The organism is Maridesulfovibrio ferrireducens (assembly GCF_900101105.1).
Lineage (GTDB): Bacteria > Desulfobacterota > Desulfovibrionia > Desulfovibrionales > Desulfovibrionaceae > Maridesulfovibrio > Maridesulfovibrio ferrireducens.
Map to the genome: position 1 here is coordinate 272,209 of NZ_FNGA01000002.1, position 23,340 is coordinate 295,548.

Below are 23,340 nucleotides of genomic sequence, written 5' to 3' on the forward strand. Positions count from 1 at the left end.
CAAACACATTCGCCCCAAGAAAACGCTACTTTCGGATGGCACGAACTTGGGGAGGTTTACAGTCAGACTATTCCAATAAAAAGGGAACACATAGGAAATGACAAATAAAACAACTCCGGTCGCGTATATATTGACCTGTCCTCCCGGAACCTATCTTCCAGAACCACGCATCAGAACCATACTTGAGAGAATTGAAAACAACCGTCTGGCAATTTCTGCTGCCGGTGTCCCTGAGCGGACAGTTTTAATGCTACAAAAACTTGCAAAAGAAACAAACCGCTTAGACCTTTTTCTTGCCCCCGAGCTTTCATCCTCCACAGTATTCCTAGAAAAAGCCCTACAGGAAGAACTTGCACACCATCCAACAGGGCTAACTATTATTATTAATGGAGGAGCTGATCTTTCCGAAAATGCCTTCCCGTCAGCCATTGCGGATATAAAAAACAGCCCCAACTGCGGACTTGCGGTTGTTAGTCATACTCCCGGAAAGAATCCTTCATCAAGCTCTTTTGTTCTGGATATGCTACAAAATCCTTTTTACCCGCTTCTAACAATTTTACGAAATGAGCTGCTTAAACCGCATACATCCATTCTCCGTGAGAATTTATTTTTTTTCGCTCTGCCGGAACTACTGCTCAGACTATCTTTACAAACAAAATTTAAAATTCTGCCTTCTACATATATACAAAAATTTCCAGCCAGCTCCAAAAGAACTCAAAAAGAAAATGAACAACGAATCATGGACGAAGAAAACAGCGTCCTTGAAAAGTATCAAAAAAAAATCTTTGAACGAAAATTCACAACTCTTCCCGTCAGAGAACTGACCGATATTTATCAGCACCATATTACGCAGACAATGGAACTTTTTAAAAAACTGCAAAATGGAATTCTGGAATCAGTTGAAGATTATGACCAACATATTTTCCGCTACTGCCTGCTTGCCATATTCTCAGGAGAAACAGAAAATGCCCGTCAGATGATGGAAACAAGCTTCAGTGTGGTGGGTGAACGCCCTGCGCTGATGAGGCTGTACAAGCAAATAGTCCTGAATTTCTCATTACAAAATCAACCGATTTCCGGACCTGAAAAAGTAAGTGTTGTAATTCCGCTATTTAATCAGGGACATTACCTCGAAGAGGCTGTAACTTCAGTCGTCAGACAAACTTGGACTAACTGGGAAGTAATTATCATCAATGACGGGTCAACTGATAATTCTTATGATACCGCCAAGGAGCTCCTCGAAAGACTGGATGACAGCAGAATTAAACTGATCACACAGGAAAATAGAGGCAAAGGCGGAACCCGCAACAGAGGCATAAAAGAGAGCAGTGGCGAATTTGTGGTTACCCTTGACTCAGATGACATGATTACTCCAGATTATTTTGCCGTGGGTATAAGCCTCATGAAAAAAAATCCAAGGGCCGCATGGATTACACCTAAAACCCTTGTTTTTGGAAAAGACAACCACGTTGCATGGGGCGATGAATACGCCCCAATTAACACAATTATAGCGTGCCCATCTCCCAGTTCTTCTTTGCTTCGACGTTGTGCCCTAGAACAGCTAGGACTATACCGTGAAGACCTCACCAACAGAGAAGATGCTGAGATATGGATAAGTCTGGTTGAAAACGGTTGGACCTCCGTAACTACGGACATACCTCTTTTCATATACCGGCACGCCTGCCGTCGCCCAGGATTAAGCGATATCTCAAATATTTCCAGCAAAGAAGAAATTACATCCCTTCACCCTTGGTGGTTCCGCCTTGATCTGAATCGCGAGATACGAGAAAAAGCCTTCACAAGCTTCCCATTTTACCGTTTTCCTGACTGGTTTTTAAACTGGGATAATATTAATAAAATCGTTCCCCTATTTAATAATCAGGAAAAGTTTCTTGCAGCCATGCAGAAACTTAAAGAATCATATCCGCCAATAAACAAACCATGCCGGTGGAACAGTGACAACGATGACTGTTACCTTGACATACGCGAAGCTCTTTACGGGGTGAGATCACAAAAATGAAGTAAAAAATGACCGGCCACCTTAATTTTCTATTATTACCGGCTTCGAAGAGGACTTGCCGCATGGTATAACAATCTGGTAGGTTTAGCACTTAATCATAAACATTAGCGCGACATAAGAATTTACAGGAGACGAAACGTGGCCCTTTCCTACTTAAAAGATAAAATCATACTTGTTACAGGGGCATGCGGAACTATCGGCTCAGAACTTATAAACCAGTTGCTAAATGTATATGAAGTCGGTGAACTTGTCGGCTTGGACAACAACGAGTCTGAGCTTTTTTTCATGGAACAACGCTACAAAAACTATCCAAATGCAAATTTCTTTCTTACAGATGTCAGAGACAAGGACGAATTAAGCAGAAAATGCCTTGGAATAGATATATTGTTTCATGCGGCAGCATATAAACATGTTGTTCTTTGTGAAAAATCCCCTTTCGAGGCTGTTCAAACTAATATTTTAGGGGTCAAAAATATAATCGATGCGGCAAGTGAATGCAAAGTTGAAAAAGTAATTTTTACCAGTTCAGACAAGGCGGTCAACCCTACAAACGTCATGGGTACCTCTAAACTAATGGGTGAAAGACTTATCACAGCGGCAAATAGCTCAACACGAAAAGGGCCGGTATTTGCGTCAACCCGCTTTGGAAATGTTTTGGGTTCAAGAGGTTCTGTTATCCCCATCTTCCGGGAGCAGATTAAAGAAGGCAAAACAGTCACATTGACCGACCCAGAGATGACCCGCTTCATTATGAGCATAAGTCAGGCTACGAGTCAGGTTATTGACTCGGTTCAATATGCAAAAGGCGGAGAAGTATTTGTCACAAAAATGCCGATTATCCGCATCTGCGATCTGGCAAAAGTAATGATAGAGGAGCTTGCTCCTAGATATGGGCATAATCCTGAAGACATAGAAATCGACATTGTTGGATCAAAACCCGGCGAAAAACTTTATGAAGAGCTTATGAATTTTGAAGAAACGCGTCGAACCGTTGAGCTTGAAAATTATTTTGCGATTCTTCCCGCTTTCAGAGATCTTTATAAAAACATTTCCTACAAATACCCCGGCACTATTTCCACAACTATTGATCGGCCATACAATTCGGCCAACGAAATTGCTTTAACGCCCACAGAATTAAAACATTTTCTATTGAACTACGGTCTCCTTGAAGAACCCAAGAAAACCACAATCAACCCATATTCCAAAGACTAACCTGAAAAGGAAACATAGCATGAACGCATTAATCCTCGGAGGAGACGGATACCTAGGCTGGCCGACCGCAATGTATCTGTCTAAACGCGGACATCAGGTAACCGTTGTTGATAACTATATGCGCCGCAACGCCTGCACAGAACTCGATGTAGGCATGTTGTATTCTCTCCCGACCTTACAGGAGCGAGCAAAAATATGGTATGAAAAAACGGGCTTTGAAATCAAAGTCGTTATCGGAGATCTGACCTGTCCGGAAATCATGCGATCACTATTCAATGGAACAGTGGAATACCAATGGGCCGAGGATTATTCTTACAGCGAAATCCCTGACACTGTTTTCCATTATGCGGAGCAGCCATCAGCACCGTATTCTCTGCTGAACTACAAATATGCCAACAAAACTCTTTCCAACAATCTTCTGGTTACAAACAACTTGATGTTTGCACTTCGTGATTTAAGTCCGAAAACACATGTTGTTCATATAGGAACGATGGGAGAATACGGCACGCCAAACATTGATATAGAAGAAGGCTGGCTTGATGTAGAACACAAAGGCCGCAAAGATAAATTTCTTTTCCCACGACAAGCTTCTTCGCTCTACCATACGACCAAAATCATGGACACAGACTTGATGTGGTTCTGTGTACGTACGTGGGGCTTAAAAGTTACTGATTTGATGCAAGGTCCTGTTTACGGGCTTGAAACTGAAGAGTCAGCCCTTGACGAACGTCTAGGCACGATCTTTAATTATGATGAAATTTTCGGAACTGTAATAAACAGATTTATTGTTCAGGCTGTGACCGGATATCCCTTAACAGTTTACGGAAAAGGCGGGCAGACCAGAGGGTACATAAACATTAATGACACTCTGCAATGTATTGAAAAAGCCGCTCTTTCTCCTGCAAAATCTGGAGAGCTAAAAATATTTAATCAGATCATGGAACTGTTTTCTGTCAATGAAATTGCAGCTCTGGTGCAAAAAGTCGGGAATAACCTTGGCTATGATGTAAACATTCAACAGCTGGAAAACCCAAGAAAAGAAGCAGAAGATCACTACTATAACCCGATCTATCAAGGATTGCTTGAGGTCGGAGTTACTCCTCATTATCTAACTGAAGAAGTGATGGCTTCAATTTTTAAACTGGTCGCCAAATTCGAAAAGAACATCCGCAAGGATGTAATATTTAAAGGCATCAAATGGTAATGTAAATTTTATTTTTTCCAGCAGTAACAAACCTTAACGAGATTAGATCTCCAAAAGTCGAACTGTTAACAGTTCTTCTTTCATGTTCAATATATAAATCAGATATCAGTTGAATAACGTTTACACTGATGCTGCAATAATAATCTTTTTAAGCTCTGCGGCTTCAGAATTATCTGAATTATCAGAAAGAATTTGCTCAAGCAGTTCGAGGGCTTTATCTGTTTTTTTCTTTTTCCAATAGTGCAAGGCCAAACGAAATTTCCCTGAATCAACGGAAGAGTTGTTGCCGGATTCACTCATTAAAGTTCTAACAACTTCTGCTCGTTGTCTTTTATCTACGGCATTATCATACTGAGCTACAGCCTCACTTTTAACTGCAACTTCCCCGGCTCCCTTCACTGAATACCACCACGGATGTTCAGTAATAACTGTATGAAGTGCTCTTTGCTTCTCAGCCAATAAATCATTTATATGAACTATATTTATTATTACGCCAAAGTCAGCAAGGGATAATCCTTTCCACCCATGCTCAGCAAGGGCAAGCCATAGTCCCCATTTTTCAAATGTTGAAAAAACAGAAGAAGAGTTTTGCAAATCCTTCCACGCATTATACCGAAAAAGACTTGCGCCTGGAGCAGGAGGTTCAGCAAGGGACTGTTTCAATGAAAAAGGCACTCCCCATGCAGGAGCAGCACTCGTCCCAAAAAACAAAGCCTTTGGAGAAACCCACCCGGCTTCACTGTCCTGTCCCAGTTTCAAAACAGCCTTTAAAATATAAGAAGGAGTGAGAACTTCCCCCGAGCAAAGTGTGCAGACATAATCACCTGAAACACGATTCAAGACCTGTTGCAACGCTTCATCAGTATTTGAAATACCGTTATCATCTGAGTGACCGTACGAAAGTAGATGAAATTTATCATCTTGCAGAGCTTCGATTCGGCCCTTTAAATTTGGATATTTAGCAAGAGCAGACAACTTGTCAAAAAAAGTTTTTTCTAATTGTCCACCTAACTCTTCATCAGATGAGAGAACAATTAACTCCCAGTTTTCATGTTGCTGTTTAAAAATACTTTCAAGAGTCCTCGCCAGAAGTTCAGGATGAGCATTGTCGCTGACAACAAAGCTAACCATTTTGGCTGAAGTATCAACTTCCTCATTCTGCCAGAGAAGAAGAGCATAAAGAAGATGACCAATATTTTTCGATACATTGACCGAATGGAGCCAGTCATCAAGCATTTTGATGGCATCATCCACCATGCCGACCTTGGCCAGAAGCAGAGCACTGGCGTAATAATGATACTCAAATAAATTCAATTGTTCTGCTGTTACCGACTTCTGATTTCGTACAAAAGACTTAACAGCATCAGTATGAAGCGTTAAAAGGGCCGGCAATTTTGATGAAGAAGAATCTTTAAGAAATGACTTTATATAAGTGGATTTTATATAATACTCTTCATTCAGCTTGCGCCGCATATTGCGCGTTTCCAAATTATTATCGTGCTGTAAATACAGCCCCAGATCTTCTTTCAAATGAATAAAACGATGTTTTTGCGAAGCCCTAAGCCAAAATTCGTAATCTCCTGCTCCGATAAAATACTCATCAAACAAACCTATTTCTTCATGCAAAGAAGCCCGCCACAAAGGCATCGGGCCAATTTCACACCTTCGAATCAGGTTCAAATGATCGTGATCAAGCCAGTCAAAACGGCCGATTTCACGCCCTTCACTAAACTCACAATTTGCTTCGTCAGTAATGACACAATCGCTGTATGCAAGAACAAATTCATGGTCTTCTTCAAGAGCTTTAACAAGCTTTTCAATACACTGAGGATGCTTCCTGTCGTCAGTATTTGCATTAGTCAAATACTTGCCCTTAGCCTCGCGTATACCAATATTCCATGCGGGATAAAGACCAATCCTTTCAGGTGTGCGTATGTAGCGAATATTAGAATAACGCTCCTGATAAGAGCGAACGATATCCCCTTCATTCTCTGGAGAAGCCGCATCAATAACAATAATTTCCATGTCATCAAAGATCGTTTGCCCCACAAGGTTGGCAAGACACCCTTCCATAAAACACTCTGAAGCATAAGTTGAAACAATTGCAGTTACGAGAGGAGTTTTTAATTTGGACATAAAATAAGGCCTAAGACTGTGCGGTTAAAAGGGTCTAACGAATCTAAAACATTACCATAAAGTTACCCAGGGTAAGGCATTCAGGTTCAGTCGAATAACAACATATTAATTATAACCTTACTCACTTATGTTTATTTTATTCAATCTGTCCTGCGCAAGGATAACCCCAACACTCTTTTGTGCAGCCTTAAGTTCTGTGACAATATATGGATTCATTTCAGGTATAAATTTGCTATTTATTTTGCCTTCTAGAGTCCTAACAAGGGCTTCACCGTCAGATTCATATATAAATATTTTTTGCTCAATATACTCTGGATAAAGGTCCTTTGCCACAGGATGAATAAGTACTGAATTAATTCCAAAACTGAGCGCTTCATAGCAGACACTTGAATAACAAGTAACGTGCTGATCAACCCTCTTCAGCAAGCTATAAAGACTGGCCTTATTAGATATTTCAATCTCATAATTTTCAATGCCATTAGCTTTTAAGACCGCCAAAACTTCATCCATTCTAGACTTACGCGCTGGCGGTACCCTTAAAAACCAAACCCAATCTTCAGGGCTTTTACGCATAGCAGTAATTAAAATATCCGGAAGGATCTCAGCTAACGGCTGTAAAGTGACAAGAATTGCTTTTTTACCTTGAATGACTTGCTCTATACTGCTGACAATTTCCAAATCTTCAGGCCACATCTTATTCACCCACAACCCAAGCCACGGATTGCCCCCAACCAGAGTCGTATGATTGACCTCGTCATCATCCAACCAGATAGATATATTATCAGCAGACTCCTTTCCCCAATTCCAAAAAAAACGGGGTAAAAGTTCGTATCCCCCCTGAGGAATAGTTGTCCAGTGGGTATACATGCAATGATATTTGCCCTGCTTTCCGTGTTGATACTCAACGGTTGGAATCCCCAACATGTTACAAGCCCTGATCAAAGCCATCTTAACTTCGGAATAATAACAAGCTAAAAAGACAGCTTTCGGGCTGACTTTCTTCAACAAATCTAAAAAATAATCCGTATAAAAAAAGACAATAGCAGAGCTTCTAAAGATCTGCTGCGTATCCAACTTCACACCACAAATGCTCTCAATAATAATAGCTAGTTCTTCAAAATTTTCAATCTCAGGGATATTTTGCGCTGCAACGGCTGCAGACTCAATCACTGGGCATAAATAATAGGGTTCATGCAACCGAGGACGTTTTTGCTGCGACTGCGCACTTTGAAACTCAACTTTTCTTATATCATACTTCCCGAACATTTCAATAAACGGATCTTCAAAACGAGAGTAATATTTACCGCCTACCATATCACTATGATACTCAGGATCTGAAAACCACAACAACTCAGTCCTAGAAACATTTCGAGCCAACTCTGGAAAATCTTTACTATAGTTGGGTATATTAAAACAAACTATTTCTTGAGGAATGAAATCATTTTTATTCCAGAAAAGGATTCTGTACAAATGAAGCCTGACTAAAGGCCACACTTTCAATCCGTTCAAGATCACCCTATTGACATTAAAGGCTTTTTCAACGGCCGCGATTTTAAGTGTCGCCAACTTTATATTATACTTTTCCACAGCCATGCACCTTCCTGAAAATATAAAACAAATTAATCTTCCAGAACTTCAGGAAGCAAAGTTTCCAGTTTTTTAATCTCCTTTGTAAGCAGCATGCCCACGATGGATTGTGCCTGGTTAGGAGAAAAGCCATTTACGCTTCCTGTGCGCAAAAAAGAAAAATCTGCCGAAACCAACTCATGACCAGCACTCAGATCATGGGAGGCGACAATTTTCTTCTTCTGAAACAAACGATAATTATGCTCAGCTTTTGACAAAGGTTGCAGGGAAAGTGACCCCATTGCCTCCCATGCAGCTTTAACAGTCTTCACGTAAGTAGCCAATTCATCTGGATTAAGAGCAGCCTGATAATCTGTTTCCTTCAAAGATCGATCCAGCGTGTAATGCTTTTCAACTAGGCAAGCCCCAGCTCCAATGGCGAGCAGATCAATAACCTGTGAGAATGGATTATCGGCATTGGTATGATCCTGATAGCCTACCGGAAGATCAAATAATGATCTAAAAAAATTTATTTTATTTATATGCGCGTCAGAAATCTCAGTGGGAAAGGCCTGCATACCATGCATAAGAATTGCATTGCTTCCGCCATGCTTCTTAACAAAAGTGACCGATTCTGTAATTTCTTCAATGGTAGAAGCTCCGGTTCCGATAGTAAAAGGCAATCCAGATCGGGCCACAATTTTAAGTAACTCCAAATTGGAGAGATCTGATGAATTCAACTTAATGCCGTCAACTCCCAGCCTTAAAGCCAGTTCGACACTAGGGACATCATACGTGCAGACAAAAACATCAAGTCCTGAATGGCGGGCTTCATCATATATTTTACCCCACTCTTCAGAAGTAAAGGCTAATTGCCCCAAAAGAGTATAAGCAGGGTGCGCAGGGCTCATCAGATGTTCGCGGGAAAAGAACTGTAGCTGAACCGCGTCAACGCCTGCTTCAACTGCAACCTTAAGCAGCTGTATAGCCTTTTCAAAGCTGCCGTGGTGGGCGCAAGCCATCTCAGCAATTATATAAACAGGATGTCCACCCCCAACCCTGCGACCATTAATTTCAATTTCAGACGGCATATCCTTCTCCAGAAATAACAGATCTAACTCTTTCCCGGGCATCCCCTTCAAGTCTTTGCAATGGTTCGCGCTCACAGGCCGACATAAGCCCCATGTAATCAAGAGCCTCTTTCAAAGCTGGATGCCATCCTGCTTTGATTGCTTCAGAAAAAAAAGGCCCTTCATAATTGAACACGATTTCTTTTGCCGCTTCAATATTTCCACTGCACAAATGTTTATAAAAATCTATTTCAATTTGCGGTAAAAAATTTCCGATACCGACAAGGTAAGCAGGCTGCCCCCAATTCCATGCAGTCAAATAGGCTCGCATACCTCCAGCTCCACCAATAATCGTCATTTTATCCTTCAACCTGCGATTATATTCATAAATCAACGCAGGTGAATTACTTTCTTCCTTCATTCCTACAAAATTCTCTTGCTCGCAAAGCCTTTCAAGCAAATCAACACTATATGGAAGCGTTGCAGGAAACCTTGCTGCACCACTATTCATTTGAGCCATGTGTACCATAACCCCAACAGAAGTGCTTTTACATATATTCTCAAAAAAACCGGCTATAGCATCATCGCCATAATATCGCTCAGGATATACACCAAGAATCGCATCCGCCCCTATATCTTCAGCATGACGCGCAAATTTTATTGCAGATCGCTCAGAACCTAACGGGCCTGTTGTCACAATAGTAAAGGCTTTTCCTGCCGCGGCATGAACAACACATGAATTAACATCCAGCATTTCCTGCTCAGTCAAGAGATTAAAACGACTTGTACCAACTGTAACCATCAAATTTTTACATCCTGATGAAATCAAAAACTCCACATATTTTTCAATCGAGAGAAAATCAACATCACCGGATTCGTCAAAAGCAGTAAGAATAGGAAAAACGGGACCCTTTATAGACGCAGCTTTTTCTTTACAATTAACCATTTACGACCGCCTGTTTTTTTTCAAAATGTTTAAGAAAACTTTCAATTAAAACAAACTGGTACTCATAATCGATATCCAAAGAAGCCTCCTGCGGAAGAATCGATGACAGCATTTGAGGGGCGAAAAAAGTCTTTCTTTCAAGATAAGCGGGAACAGTCGCAATATATACAGCCCCGTTAGGGTGATAATATGGTTTGATATCCTGACTGCGTGTATTCAAATAAGCATCTATTTCAACAGGAGTGGACATAACGCCATCGCTGTCAAGATCTAGTGCAAGCTGCGGGGGAAACTCATATTGCGTAACCCCGATCAAAAACGGAGTCTTATGATAATTTTTGTCAAAAATATCCATAGCATCTTGCAAATGTTGCGGAGTCCGCAAAGGGCAAGTCGGGAGACACATACAGACTACATCCCATTTTGCTTTGTTTTCCGGGCGCATAAGAAACTCATTAACAACTTCTGTAGCTTTAATTGTATCCCCGGCAAGATTCTTGGGACGAGCATCAACTGAGGCCGAATATCTAACGGCAATATCAAGAATTTCCAGATCATCTGAGGACACAATCACATCATCAAAACATCCAGAATTAACAGCAGCCATAATTGTATGTGCAACAAGAGGATGGCCAGCAAGTCTTCTGACATTCTTTCGGGGAAGACGTTTTGACCCCCCCCTGGCAGGTATCAAACAAACTTTTCTTTTTTTCATCCAATTTCCCCGTTAACTACTTTATACCCTTGCCGCCTTTACTAAACGCCTTGATACATTTGCAGACCTTCCTAACCTCTTCAAGCGGCAAGGTGTTCCCTGTAGGTAGGCTGATACCAACTTCTTGCAATTTCTGAGCCACAGGAAAGCAGCCCGACACATGACATCTCTTATAAGCAGGCTGACTATGTAGCGCGGGGAAAAACGGACGGGAATCAATACCAACCTCATTTAAACGGGATATCAAAGAATCTCGATCGAGTCCGAATTCATCTTTGTCTACAAGGACAGTGTAAAGCCAAAAAATACTTTCAATTCCAGACTGCTCTTCAGGAAGAACTAATCCAGGAATACCTGTTAAACCTTTCTGATATTCTCTGACAACTTCTTTGCGGGAACTTAAGAAAAATTCAATCTGTTCCATCTGAGCAAGGCCCACGGCAGCCTGAAGATTTGTTAATCGATAATTAAACCCTGCATAATCATGCCAGTAACGTCTAGTTTTTGACAAACCATGATCCCTGAGCTGCTGCATTTTGTGATATAGAGCTTCATCTGAAGTTACTACCATTCCTCCTTCTCCGGTTGTGATAACCTTATTAGAGAAAAAACTATAACACCCTACTGTCCCCATAGTTCCAGTCAATCTACCATTTATCCGCGCACCGAGAGATTCCGCACAATCTTCGATAACATAAAGTTTATACTCAGCGGCAATATTCATGATTTCATCCATACAGGCAGGATGTCCATAAAGATGCACAGGTAAAATGGCTTTTGTTCTTGGAGTAAGTGCCTTACGGATAAGACTTGGCTCGATTGTCCAGTGATCAGGAGAAACATCTACAAAAACAGGACAAGCCCCGGTATGAACGACTACATTAGCACTTGCGGCAAAGGTACTGTCAGGCACAATTACCTCATCCCCCGGACCGATACCACATGCAATAAGAGCAAGATGCAAGGCTGTCGTTCCGCTACTTGTTGTTAAAGCAAAGCAACCTCCATGAAAATCACTAAAACTCTTTTCAAATTTCTTAACATATTCGCCTTGAGATGAAATCCAGTTTGAAACAATGCAATCGGTAACATATTTCAATTCATTTCCGGAAAGGGAAGGAGAGGCTACGGGTAACAATGCTTCCTTTTTAAATGAAAAAATATCGATAAGCCGCCCTTCTTCATCAACAATAGGAAGATGCTGAATTTTACTACTCAGCATTTTCCTATACTCACTTTGAGGACGCCCCGCCATGGAGTGAACAAAATCCCTATTTAAATAATCTACAGCAAGATCATCCAAGCTTGCTCCACTTAAAATTGCACGCCTAATATCGCCATCAGTCATTAGTCCTTTAAGGACTCCTGCACTATCTTCAAACAAGGCCATTCCATTAGTACCCTTGTTAAGGTGCTCCATAACTTGACGCAAAGTTGATTCTAGAGGGCAAAGACTTTTATTTATTTTTGTCATAAAAATTACCGTCCATCCTTATTGAACAGGGCGATCTGTTTATCGAGAGAGTCTAAGGACAAACCCGGCATTTCCAGAACCAGCAAAAAATTAGAATAACTACTATCTCTAAGCAAATCCATAAACCAAGCTTTTTCATGGATAGGAAGATGTATATCGCTGCAACCATCATTGTCATGGATATGCACACCGAAAGTATAAGGAAGAAGTTTTTTTAATGCCACACAGGCATCAAACCCTAAAGTATTCGAAGTAACCTTCAAGTGCCCAAAATCTACCAATAAACCAATGTTTTCTGCCCGGGATTCATTTAAAATATAAAGAAGTTCTTCGGGGGTGGCCCCCGGTAACAAAACATTATACCCGTCGACAAGGTTAAATTGTGCAACAACGTGGTTTTCGACAGCAATCGACACTCCACGAGCTACGGCGAAAGAACATAATCTACGGATACTGAGAATGAAATTATCAACGGCTTGATCTTTTGAAAAACGCGGCAGAGAAGTCAAAGGACAACCTAAATCTTCTGGCTCAGCATGGCAGGAAAAACCAGCATGAACACTGTAAAAAGGAATCCCGGCAAGCTCACAAAACAAAATGGCTTTCTCTGCCAGCAACAAACTTTTTTCACGCACAGCTTTATCTTCAGCCCCAAGATTCATAACAAATGGAGAAAATGCGGGAGGGAAATAATTATGAACCAGCAAGCGAACGCCTTTTTCCCTAGAAGCCTGCAGTATTTCATCACAGGGAGGAACCCGTCCGCTAAAAGAACCCAACTCCAAGCCAGCCATTCCAAATGAAGAGACAATATCCATCATCTGAAAAACCGTTTTATCGTTGAAGCAACTGCTCGAAAGGAAAAGCCTATCTATAGCTTTAGACATAAAACATGAAGCCTCCTGTATACATATTTTCTGCCTCACTATATAATATAACTATACAAGAAATCGGAAATAAATAAAAGAATCCTCATGAATATCGGAAGTGGCTTTCCGGCCAAGTATGTGCGGAAAATGTTTCGGACTTATCCCTAACGCAGGACGCTTAAAAGCAATATGTTTTTCATCCAGAACTGTCCCCGATTCTATATCACAAGCAGCAACGATGCTCCTCCTCATAGCTTCCCGGTTATCGAGTTCTGCTTTGCATGGACTTTTATGTCCACTACCAAGAACTTTTTCAGCTTCCCTTATCATATTTACCAGCAAAGCTAACTCTTCCGGGTCAGAAGAACTAGAATGATCTGGGCCCGGTAACCTCTTGTCGAGAGAGAAATGACGTTCCACCACACATGCCCCCAATCCCACAGACAGAGTTGCGGCAATGCATCCTTGTGTGTGGTCAGAATACCCAACCAAAACATCCAACCCTTGGCCCATACGCTGCATTGCACGCAAATTACAATCTTCATTACGGGAGGGATAGTTCGTTGTACACTGGAGCACGACAATCTGATCATTACCAGCATTACGCAGAGTTTGCACAGCTTCTTCCACCTCTGCAAGCGAGCACATACCTGTAGACAGCAATATAGGCTTACCTGTTTTGGCAAGCTTTTCTAAAAAAAATGGTTCCACAGCCAAAGCAGAAGCTACTTTATATGCAGGGACATCAAACCTCTCCAAAAATTCAATATCTGACAAATCGTAGGGAGTGGATAAAAAAACCAACCCAGCCCGACGGCACTCTTCAACAAGCACAGGATACCACGAAGACGGCATTTCAAGTTTTTTGAGCATATCAAACTGAGATTCTACTACGCCCGTGTTAACTTGCTGGTATTTTGCTTTAGGAGCATCCGGAATTACAATCTTATCTGCTCTGAAAGTCTGAAATTTGATGCAATCAGCTCCGCACTCTTTAGCTTTAGAAATCAATTGCTTTGCGAGTTCCAAATCACCATTATGATTGACCCCAGCCTCAGCAATAATGAAAACAGGGCAATCGATACCGATCTTTATACCGTCAATATTCAGTCTGGGGTGCATAGGTTTTCCAAGTTTATTTTACCAATCTAAATACAAAAAATATACTTACTTCGTAAGCAATGAAACAACAAAACAATTCAGTATAAATTTCTTATAGATAATTTCAATTACGCTCACTCTTTTTTTTAACCTTTCACAAACGCCAGATCACATCCTTCAATATAGACACAATGTATGCTCAAAGCTGATCTGCATAAATTGAAAACACTAACGTTTTTTACCAGCAATCACCCGAATCTGATAATTATTATTTTTACGCGCAACTCTTTCACTCAGCGCATGAAAAATTTCAGGGCCATGCTCTTTCCAAATTTCCGTATAATTCGGTGGCCATTGATGCTGAATAGCCTGCACACTTTTTACATTATATCCAGCCTCAGCAAATAAATTACCCAGAGTCAGCTGATTCCATGTATACAAATGATTATTCCTGTCTCCCTGCTTAAACTCCTCATCAATGGACTGATGTGGAACGACAAAAACAGCTATTCCGTTATCTTTAAGCTTGAGACGCAATTTTGAAAGGACATCCAACGGACAATAAACGTGCTCTAAGGCATGATTGGAAACAATGCAGTCAGCCCAGTCATCTGGAATTTCTGAAACATCAGCAACACAGTTAACACCATGCTCCATTGCGGCGCGTCTAGCTGTCTCGTTCAACTCGACTCCCATCTTTTCTTTAACATTCATATTAGCAAGCAAAAATCCGCCGCCACACCCAAAATCAACAACCGAGTCCGATTCTTTATACAATCCTTGAAACTTAAAGAGATTAGCCATGCCTCCAAAAGCCCCAATATTTTTCTGCCAATTAAAATAATTTTCATCATAATGGCTCATAATTTATACCACCCTATCTTCAAACATCATTTTATATACCTCGACTCCGGCAGTATTGCCAACCTGAGCCAAACGAGACTGTAAATATTCAAGAGCACGAGAAACCTTACCCACATCAGGGGCACCGTTTCTTGATCTGCGTTCCAAAACTTCTTCATACAGGCGGGCATAACTATCCACCATTTTTTCAACTTTGAAAGACCTGCCATGTTGAGCAGCTTTCATACTCATTGCTTTGCAAAGTGAAGGACGATCCATCAACATACCAAGGCTTTGAGTAAATTGTTCCTGATTCATATAATCGGCAATTAATCCGGTTTCCCCCTCGACAACCTGTTCAGGAATTCCGCCAGTGCGGAAGGTAACGACGGGCAAACCACAAGCCATCGCCTCCATAACACAAAGCGGATGATTATCTCCAAGGGAAGGATAAGCAAATACATCTCCCGAACTATATGCCAAAGCCAGTACATTTCTGTCAGCTATATAAGGGAAATTAATGATATTAACAGAATCTGAATGATATGTTCCACCGATATTCAACAAGACGAGTTTAGAATTACGCTGCTGTAACTCCTTACCTGCCCTCTCAAGAAACTCACCGCCTTTACTTTGCATTCCGCCTTTGGCTGTAATAACCAGCACAAAAGCATCCTTAGGAATGCCCAGAATTTTTCGAGCCTCATCTTTCAGATATGGCTTAAAAATATTAGTATCAATACCATTCGGAATCATTTTACAATCAAGCTTAGATAAAAAAGTCTGCTTAACAAGATCAACCAACCATTGTGAAGGACAGACCAGCGTAGTATCAATAACAGACGAAATAATCCGTTTGTCACGAAAGAGATCTCCCGCTACATCTTTTTTCAACTGTGGGTAGTAATCAAGATGAGCACATGATTTACAACCATTACGCCATCCTTCACATTCCAAAGAATTACCACAATGACCGGTAAATGGATTCATATCATGCAAGGTCCAGACTGTTGGCTTCAACAAACTAACCAATGGCAATGTTAGCGGGTTAAAGTAATACCCATGAATGTTGTGCATGTGCACCAGATCACTCTTTAAAAATTCAGGCTTTTGTAAAAGGTAAAAACTTGAAGCAATATCATAATCCATCAGAGGAGTGGCAACTGTAGAAACCTGCTTTTCAATTGACTCCAAATAAAGAGGCTTACACCACGGGGCATTATTATCTGTGTCTTTAACGAAGCTGGAAACACCAAACTTTCCATCATCTCTACCGGAGAATAACTCACAAATACTATTATGTACCTGCGCCGCTCCTCCACGGCTTTCATTGGTACTGATCTGTATTATTTTATACCCGTAAGGGCTATCTTCTTTATTTATAACAGAACGTAATACGGGGTCATCCATCTTAATATCAGGATGATCTCTTCTTCGCAGTTCTGCGCGTATATCAAGTATTCCCTGACGATAAGAATTAGAGTCTATAAATTCTTCAACGTCATCCATGGGTCTAATTTCTACAGACTTCTTTCCCGTCTTCACTTCATTCCACATTTCAACAACTTGCTTTGGATGAGGTCCGGTATATCTTTCAAGCCACCCCGGGTGAGATGTAACATTATGAAGATGAAAAGGATTATTCATCCCAAAATAATCATCGTCCATCCATTTGGGCATTTTGCGCTGAGCCTTTCCATTCCATGTAGAATAGTAAGCCACTTTTTCGCGGACCTGTTTTGGAAAAAGGAGAGAATAATGATACATATAAACGCCAACTGCAGCTAAATCCACACCTGAGAGTGGATTTATTTCACACAAACTAACGCCAGCTGGATCTATCACAGTGGGAGGTCTATGGGTTTTATACTTGTACTCTGGTGCCCATTTAAAAATACGATGATACAGGCTTGCTCCCTGCTGCAAATATGAAGAATCACAGATATAATCAGGAGATCCCCAAAAAGTTTTTTGTTCAAAAGAAATTTCTGTTATTTCAGGGCGTTCATCCATAAGATTACAAATAAAGTTCATATCTTCTTCTTTATAAAACTCATCGATATCAACTTGCCAAAGCCAGTCACCAGAGACAGCCTCTGCATAGGCCTCTGACATTTGATCTTTTTCTTCCCAAAACCCATCCCTTGTAATCAGGATAATTTTATTTTCAGGGTCTTCCTCTTCTTTAAAACGCTTTATAATCTCAAGTGTTCCATCAGTAGAATGACCGTCTGGGGAAGAAACAGCTTCTGCCCCTTTAACAGCCCCCTCCACAACTATTATTTCATGCGCATATGGATATAGCGACTTCAAACAATAGCGGTTAAAAGGCTCACCGTTTAAAACGATGACCCCAAAACTGATTTTAGGAAGGGGGCTTTTGAGATGGGCTCCCATGCTCTAACTCCTGTATTTTTAATTTCAAAAAAGCATATTGCTTTATCAAAAAATATAACTATTCAAATACGCCAATTCTTTCCGCCCCCATTATTTAAAGGACTCTTTATTATAAAAAGACACAAAATATTCATAAGCTTCACGTAAACCTTGCTCCAGAGAAATTTTTGCCTTCCATCCTGTTTCATGCAATCTAGAAACATTGAGGAGCTTCTGGGGAGTACCATCCGGTTTATTTGTATCGAAGAGAATATCTCCGTCATAGCCGACAATCTGTTGGATAAGCAGGGCCAGATCTGAAATACTTATATCTTTACCCACACCTATATTTATAGTCTGCTCATCACTGTAATTAATCAGCAGATGCACACATGCATCCGCGAGGTCATCAACATGCATGAATTCCCGTCTAGGACTACCTGTTCCCCAGACAGTTACAGTAGGATTATCAGCTATTTTCGCTTCATGAAATTTGCGCAATAAGGCAGGGATCACATGGGAAGTCTCAAGATCATAATGATCACCCGGACCATAAATATTGGTGGGCATAACACTTATTGCGTCAAAGCCATACTGCCGTCGATAGGCAACACACATTTTAAGGCCGGCGATTTTGGCAATAGCATAAAACTCATTTGTAGGCTCTAGAGGCCCTGTCAATAAACTTGACTCTTGAATAGGTTGTTGAGCTAATTTAGGGTAAATACATGATGAACCGAGAAAAACAAGCTTGCGCACACCATTTCTGTATGCGGCATCAATTACATTCGTCTGAATTTGCAGGTTATCACGAATAAAATCTGCAGGGTATGAACTATTCGCCTGTATGCCCCCCACGCGGGCCGCACACAAAAAAACATATGCAGGTTTATTATTAGCAAAAAAATTATCTACAGCATGCTGATTCCGCAAATCAAGTTCAGAGCTAGTTTTAAACAGTACGCGACAAATTCTCTCTTTAACCAATCGACGAAGAATGGCTGCCCCCACAAGTCCCCTATGTCCGGCAACATAAACCAAATCGTCTGTATTAAGCTTCATGACTATTCCTGCGGCTGAAACAATTCAAATCCATGCTGCACACACAACCTTTCTCGTTTAGCTTCAATCAAATCCTTCTGGACCATTTCCCGAACAAGTTCCTTGAAGGAGACTTCCGGTTCCCAACCCAACTCACTTTTGGCCTTAGCCGGATCACCCAAAAGAGTTGTGACTTCAGTAGGCCTATAATAACGAGGATCAATGGCAACAATGCATTTACCTGTTTCTTTATTTATCCCCTCTTCCTGTTCACCAGTACCACGCCACTCCACCTCAATCCCTACTTCATTTGCGGCAGCATCAACAAAATCACGTACAGAGTGTTGCTCACCTGTTGCAATGACGTAATCCTGAGGAGAATCCTGTTGAAGCATTAACCACTGCATACGCACAAAATCCTTTGCATGGCCCCAGTCACGCATGGCATTCATATTACCAAGATACAGGCAATCCTGCATACCAAGTTTAATCCGGGCTAAAGCTCTTGTAATTTTGCGAGTAACAAAGGTTTCTCCGCGCACGGGAGACTCGTGATTGAAAAGAATCCCGTTGCACGCGTACATATTATACGCTTCTCGGTAGTTGACACATATCCAGTAGCCGTAAAGTTTTGCAACAGCATATGGTGATCGTGGATAAAAAGGAGTTGTCTCCTTCTGAGGCGTCTCCTGAACGAGACCAAAAAGTTCTGATGTGGATGCTTGATAAAATCTAGTTTTTTCCTGCAACCCTAAAATACGAATAGCCTCAAGAAGCCGCAACGTACCAAGTCCGGTTACATCTGCAGTATATTCTGGGCTCTCAAAAGACACGGCAACGTGACTTTGCGCAGCAAGGTTATACACCTCATCAGGCTGTACTTCTTGAATTATACGGATAAGATTGGAAGAATCAGAAAGATCTCCATAATGCAGAAAAAAACGACGACCCTTTTCATGGGGATCTTGGTAAAGATCATCTATCCGCTGAGTATTAAATGATGAGGCTCGACGTTTAATGCCATGCACCTCATACCCCTTATCGAGTAAAAAACGGGCTAAATATGCCCCATCCTGCCCAGTCACTCCGGTTATAAGAGCTTTTTTCTTAGCCATAACATCCTCAAATTTATGTTCTTATATCAACAAATATTTTACCATGCACATCTAAATAAATACAAATCTACAACAATGCCCACAGCAGCTCTTTCAGAGCCAAAAAACTGACAAAAATTTATTCAACAATTATAATCATCTACCCTATGTCTATACGAATATAAAACATTATAAATGACTACAATACAATTTCCGTGCAAAACAAGCATTAACAGTAGTTCACCGCTCAACTATCTATCAAATTTAAAATCTTTTCCGTCATGCGTTCCATAAGCATGGTATTCCCTCGGGATTCAACATTTAGCCTGATAACAGGTTCCGTGTTTGATGTCCGCAGGTTAAACCTCCAATCCGCAAATTCAAAACTCATACCATCAATTTCAGTAACGGCAAGAGCTTTACTTTGAAATTCTTCGCGGACTTGCTTAAAGCACTTTTCGCTATCCTCCACCCTACGGTTAATCTCTCCGCTTGAAGGGTAGGATTCCTTTGCATCAGCTATGAACTCTGAAATTTTTTTACCTGAAACAGAAAGCAACTCGGCAACTAAAAGCCACGGAATCATACCGGAATCACAATATGAAAAACCACGGAAATAATGATGAGAACTCATTTCTCCACCATAAACAGCGTTTTCAGCCCTCATTCTCTCTTTTATAAAGGCATGTCCGGTCTTAGTTTCAAGCGGAACACCTCCATGCTGCAAAACAATTTCACGGGTATTCCACGTCAACCTAGGGTCATGTAATATTTTTTCTCCCGGGTACTTTTCCAATAACATTTTTGCAAGCAGACCGACCAGATAATAACCTTCAATATATTCCCCGTTTTCATCAAAAAAGAAACACCTGTCAAAATCTCCGTCCCATGCAATTCCCATATCTGCCTTGTGCCGCACTACAGCCTGAGAAGTCTTTGCCCTATTTTCAAAAAGGAGAGGATTAGGCACTCCATTGGGGAAATCTCCGTCCGGTTCATAATTTATCTTCACAAAATTAAAAGGAAGATGTTCCTCCAAAAAATCAACAATTTTCCCAGCACCACCATTGCCAGGGTCAACCACAATCTTGAGTGGGTGAAGATTTTCCAGTGAAACATAACTGAGAAGATGCGCAATATATTGGGAAGTATTGTCAATATGTTCAACGAGTCCAGATGAGGAGGCTGGATGAAATGAATCTTTGAGTATCAGCTCTTTAATTTTATTCAGCCCAGAATCTCCGCTAACAGGAATGGCTTTCTGGCGGACGAACTTCATGCCGTTATACCCCTTGGGGTTATGGCTGGCGGTAATCATGATGCCGCCGTCCAGTCCAAGGTTGAACACAGCATGATATATTTCTTCTGTGCCGCAAAGACCTATGTCCTTTACGTCTGCCCCTCCCCTGTTGAGACCTTCGATCAGAGCAGACCTCAGTGAAGGACTAGAGAGACGGACATCATATCCGACTGCTACAGTCCGAGGATTAAAGACTGTAGCATAGGCAAGACCAATCTTAAAAGCCAGATCAGGGTTCAGTTCTTTAGGGACTTTGCCCCGAAGGTCATAAGCTTTAAAACAAGAAAGAGAGAGATCCTGCACTACTTTTCTCCCTGTGGCGGGATTTCTTCCCCGGACCGTCCGTAAATATCATCAAGTCTTAAAATATCATCCTCTCCAAGATAACTTCCGGTCTGGACTTCAATCAGCTCAAGGTCTACTTTTCCAGGATTACTTAACCGGTGAACAGCACACAAGGGGATGTAGGTTGACTGATCCTCAGTTAAAAACATTTCCGAATCACCTCTGGTCACAATTGCTGTCCCTTTGACAACAATCCAATGTTCCGCCCGGTGATAATGCTTTTGCAGGGACAATGTCTGGCCGGGATAAACAATAATCCTTTTAACTTGATACCTGTCACCAGTATCAATGCTTTCATAATTACCCCACGGCCTGAAAACTTTACAATGGGACTCATACTCTTTGCGCCCCGAGCCTTTTAAAAAGCAAACAATCTTCTTAACGTCCTGAACCTGATCAAGTCTTGAAACGAGCACAGCGTCCTGAGACTCGACTATAGCAAGATTATCAATTCCCAGCCCGGCAACAAGGCGACTTGACGAATGCACATAGCAATCCGTAGCTCCCTCCAAAACGACATCCCCGATACTCACATTTCCGTTCTCATCTCTCGACTTTATTTCGTACAGCGAGGACCAACACCCCACATCGCTCCAGCCGCATTCAAGAGGGACAACTATTCCTTTGGATGTTTTTTCCATCAGGGCATAATCAATAGAATCTTCACGGCATCTGCTGAAAGCATCATGATCCAGTCTTAGAAAATCCAGATCATCTTTCGCCTTTTCAACGGCCTGTCTGCAGCAAGCGACCATTTCCGGTTCAAATTTACCCAGCTCCTGCAAAAAAACCTTAGCGTTGAACATGAACATTCCACTATTCCAGTAATAGGAACCGGAAGAGACATATTCGGTTGCCCGGGCAAGGTCAGGCTTTTCAACAAAATGGTCGATAATAAATCCTGCAACGGATTTACCCACTGCGGTATCATTGTTACGCTTTATATAGCCATATCCGGTCTCCGGCTTATCAGGCACAACTCCAAAAGCAACCAGACCAGAATCCCCTATGAACTCCCGAGCACTAGAAATAGACTCGAGGAAAGCATCGACGTCCTCTATATAATGATCTGCAGGGAGAATCAGCAGATCTGCGTCGTCTGAATTTTGAAGAGCTAATACCGCGCTTACTGCCACTGCAGGGGCAGTATTTTTGCCCATTGGTTCCAGCACTATCCGCCCGGGATCATACCCTAGTTCCTGAAGCTGTGAGGCTATAATAAATCTATATTTTTCATTTGTTACAATAATTGGATTTTCAACACCGGGAATCTTCATAACCCGATCAACAGTTGCCTGCAGCAAAGATAAACGTCCACCTAAAACAGGCATCAGCTGCTTAGGAAAATCCTTTCTGGAAAGGGGCCAGAGACGTGATCCTGTTCCTCCTGCCAAAATAACTGGAATCATTTATCTTCTCCTTAAAAATGTTTCCCGGCATTAATGCCAGCAGGTCAATTTTGTGCTTAGCAAATTAGGCAAAAACAAAATCACTTGAAGTTCGGTATCCCCAAAAGTAATGCAACTAGGATTCACTTTAATCTTTAGATCCTTTGCACCATATTTTAATTATGTCCCGAATCTTTGCAATAGATCAAAACCAATTGAACTTCAAACACTCATCCAGAAAACTTCCATTAAAAAATCAATAAACAGATTTTTTGTAGATTTGAATACAGATTAAATCCCGTACTTAAAGAACTAAAACCATCCAAATATAGCAACACCCACTTATCATTCTTAGAGCAATTTACTTGAATATCGAGGTTTTTAATACACTAATTTTTTTTATAAAAATCGTGCTCACGCACCGTTCTCAGACTAAATAAATAGAAGAAGATCATACTATACGTTCATTTATTGGATGCTGCAGCGAATTGAACACGTACGAAATTTTGAGCAATTTTAAAATTTATTGGAAAAATTTTTTCTAAAATCTCTACTCAAACCACCTTCACTCCCCCACTCACAAGATTAAAAAGACATTGGACCAATATTTGCATACAGAACTAAAGGCGATAAATTTTCC

17 protein-coding genes are annotated in these 23,340 nt (G+C 41.1%); 3 read left to right on the plus strand and 14 right to left on the minus strand.

The features are described 5' to 3' along the window. The first annotated feature begins 97 nt into the window (after positions 1–97). The 3 genes from BLT41_RS06045 to BLT41_RS06055 all read left to right on the plus strand — a co-directional run bounded on the left by BLT41_RS06045 (position 98) and on the right by BLT41_RS06055 (position 4,436). Positions 98–2,020: a glycosyltransferase family 2 protein gene (locus BLT41_RS06045; protein WP_092159319.1), complete on the plus strand. Its 1,923-nt coding sequence runs from the start codon at positions 98–100 to the stop codon at positions 2,018–2,020. A 138-nt stretch (positions 2,021–2,158) separates the two neighbouring features. After that, positions 2,159–3,232: a polysaccharide biosynthesis protein gene (locus BLT41_RS06050; protein ID WP_092159321.1), complete on the plus strand. Its 1,074-nt coding sequence runs from the start codon at positions 2,159–2,161 to the stop codon at positions 3,230–3,232. Positions 3,233–3,251: 19 nt separating this feature from the next. Next, entirely contained in the window at positions 3,252–4,436 is a 1,185-nt protein-coding gene (locus BLT41_RS06055) for an NAD-dependent epimerase/dehydratase family protein (protein WP_092159323.1), read from the plus strand. Positions 4,437–4,556: 120 nt separating this feature from the next. Here the strand turns inward: BLT41_RS06055 and BLT41_RS06060 are convergent, their stop codons facing one another. From BLT41_RS06060 to BLT41_RS06125, 14 genes are all read right to left on the minus strand, one after another. Further along, positions 4,557–6,572: a glycosyltransferase family 2 protein gene (locus tag BLT41_RS06060; protein WP_092159324.1), complete on the minus strand. Its 2,016-nt coding sequence runs from the start codon at positions 6,570–6,572 to the stop codon at positions 4,557–4,559. A gap of 117 nt (positions 6,573–6,689) precedes the next feature. Next, positions 6,690–8,165 (minus strand): hypothetical protein, encoded by a 1,476-nt coding sequence (locus tag BLT41_RS06065; protein ID WP_092159325.1) that lies wholly within the window; start codon positions 8,163–8,165, stop codon positions 6,690–6,692. 26 nt (positions 8,166–8,191) lie between these two features. Beyond that, a complete protein-coding gene (locus BLT41_RS06070) occupies positions 8,192–9,229 on the minus strand; it encodes an N-acetylneuraminate synthase family protein (RefSeq protein WP_170830315.1) in 1,038 nt (345 codons plus the stop codon). Continuing rightward, a complete protein-coding gene (locus BLT41_RS06075) occupies positions 9,219–10,154 on the minus strand; it encodes a dihydrodipicolinate synthase family protein (RefSeq protein ID WP_092159327.1) in 936 nt (311 codons plus the stop codon). Before BLT41_RS06075 ends, BLT41_RS06070 begins: the two co-directional genes overlap by 11 nt. Continuing rightward, positions 10,147–10,869 carry an acylneuraminate cytidylyltransferase family protein gene (locus tag BLT41_RS06080; protein WP_092159328.1) on the minus strand — a complete coding sequence of 241 codons (723 nt, stop codon included), beginning with the start codon at positions 10,867–10,869 and terminating at the stop codon, positions 10,147–10,149. Before BLT41_RS06080 ends, BLT41_RS06075 begins: the two co-directional genes overlap by 8 nt. Positions 10,870–10,885: 16 nt before the next feature. Beyond that, on the minus strand, positions 10,886–12,343 hold the full coding sequence (locus tag BLT41_RS06085) for an aminotransferase class I/II-fold pyridoxal phosphate-dependent enzyme (protein ID WP_092159329.1): 1,458 nt from the start codon (positions 12,341–12,343) through the stop codon (positions 10,886–10,888). Between the two features lie 5 nt (positions 12,344–12,348). Then, positions 12,349–13,230, minus strand: coding sequence for a sugar phosphate isomerase/epimerase family protein (locus BLT41_RS06090; protein WP_092159330.1), 882 nt, complete (start codon positions 13,228–13,230; stop codon positions 12,349–12,351). 51 nt (positions 13,231–13,281) lie between these two features. Continuing rightward, positions 13,282–14,334: an N-acetylneuraminate synthase gene (gene neuB, locus BLT41_RS06095; protein ID WP_092159331.1), complete on the minus strand. Its 1,053-nt coding sequence runs from the start codon at positions 14,332–14,334 to the stop codon at positions 13,282–13,284. A 207-nt stretch (positions 14,335–14,541) separates the two neighbouring features. Continuing rightward, positions 14,542–15,177 carry a class I SAM-dependent methyltransferase gene (locus BLT41_RS06100; protein WP_092159332.1) on the minus strand — a complete coding sequence of 212 codons (636 nt, stop codon included), beginning with the start codon at positions 15,175–15,177 and terminating at the stop codon, positions 14,542–14,544. A gap of 3 nt (positions 15,178–15,180) precedes the next feature. Beyond that, complete coding sequence (locus BLT41_RS06105) at positions 15,181–17,553, minus strand: glycosyltransferase (RefSeq protein WP_092159334.1); 2,373 nt, start codon at positions 17,551–17,553, stop codon at positions 15,181–15,183. 90 nt (positions 17,554–17,643) lie between these two features. Next, on the minus strand, positions 17,644–18,594 hold the full coding sequence (locus tag BLT41_RS06110; protein WP_092159336.1) for a GDP-L-fucose synthase family protein: 951 nt from the start codon (positions 18,592–18,594) through the stop codon (positions 17,644–17,646). 2 nt (positions 18,595–18,596) lie between these two features. After that, on the minus strand, positions 18,597–19,688 hold the full coding sequence (gmd, locus tag BLT41_RS06115) for a GDP-mannose 4,6-dehydratase (RefSeq protein ID WP_092159338.1): 1,092 nt from the start codon (positions 19,686–19,688) through the stop codon (positions 18,597–18,599). A gap of 226 nt (positions 19,689–19,914) precedes the next feature. After that, positions 19,915–21,270, minus strand: coding sequence for a phosphohexomutase domain-containing protein (locus tag BLT41_RS06120; protein ID WP_092159340.1), 1,356 nt, complete (start codon positions 21,268–21,270; stop codon positions 19,915–19,917). Then, positions 21,270–22,721, minus strand: a complete 1,452-nt coding sequence (locus BLT41_RS06125; protein ID WP_092159342.1) for a mannose-1-phosphate guanylyltransferase/mannose-6-phosphate isomerase — start codon at positions 22,719–22,721, stop codon at positions 21,270–21,272. The genes BLT41_RS06120 and BLT41_RS06125 overlap by 1 nt, the downstream gene beginning before the upstream one ends. Between the last annotated feature and the right edge of the window lie 619 nt (positions 22,722–23,340).

Bases quoted from the DNA above. Each gene is read 5' to 3' on its own strand.
- neuB (WP_092159331.1), bottom strand. From the start codon at position 14,334: ATGCACCCCAGACTGAATATTGACGGTATAAAGATCGGTATCGATTGC.
- BLT41_RS06110 (WP_092159336.1), bottom strand. From the start codon at position 18,594: ATGAAGCTTAATACAGACGATTTGGTTTATGTTGCCGGACATAGGGGA.
- BLT41_RS06070 (WP_170830315.1), bottom strand. From the start codon at position 9,229: ATGCCGTCTGAAATTGAAATTAATGGTCGCAGGGTTGGGGGTGGACAT.
- BLT41_RS06100 (WP_092159332.1), bottom strand. From the start codon at position 15,177: ATGAGCCATTATGATGAAAATTATTTTAATTGGCAGAAAAATATTGGG.
- BLT41_RS06055 (WP_092159323.1), top strand. From the start codon at position 3,252: ATGAACGCATTAATCCTCGGAGGAGACGGATACCTAGGCTGGCCGACC.
- BLT41_RS06125 (WP_092159342.1), bottom strand. From the start codon at position 22,721: ATGATTCCAGTTATTTTGGCAGGAGGAACAGGATCACGTCTCTGGCCC.
- BLT41_RS06045 (WP_092159319.1), top strand. From the start codon at position 98: ATGACAAATAAAACAACTCCGGTCGCGTATATATTGACCTGTCCTCCC.
- BLT41_RS06075 (WP_092159327.1), bottom strand. From the start codon at position 10,154: ATGGTTAATTGTAAAGAAAAAGCTGCGTCTATAAAGGGTCCCGTTTTT.
- BLT41_RS06090 (WP_092159330.1), bottom strand. From the start codon at position 13,230: ATGTCTAAAGCTATAGATAGGCTTTTCCTTTCGAGCAGTTGCTTCAAC.
- gmd (WP_092159338.1), bottom strand. From the start codon at position 19,688: ATGGCTAAGAAAAAAGCTCTTATAACCGGAGTGACTGGGCAGGATGGG.
- BLT41_RS06080 (WP_092159328.1), bottom strand. From the start codon at position 10,869: ATGAAAAAAAGAAAAGTTTGTTTGATACCTGCCAGGGGGGGGTCAAAA.
- BLT41_RS06105 (WP_092159334.1), bottom strand. From the start codon at position 17,553: ATGGGAGCCCATCTCAAAAGCCCCCTTCCTAAAATCAGTTTTGGGGTC.
- BLT41_RS06085 (WP_092159329.1), bottom strand. From the start codon at position 12,343: ATGACAAAAATAAATAAAAGTCTTTGCCCTCTAGAATCAACTTTGCGT.
- BLT41_RS06065 (WP_092159325.1), bottom strand. From the start codon at position 8,165: ATGGCTGTGGAAAAGTATAATATAAAGTTGGCGACACTTAAAATCGCG.
- BLT41_RS06060 (WP_092159324.1), bottom strand. From the start codon at position 6,572: ATGTCCAAATTAAAAACTCCTCTCGTAACTGCAATTGTTTCAACTTAT.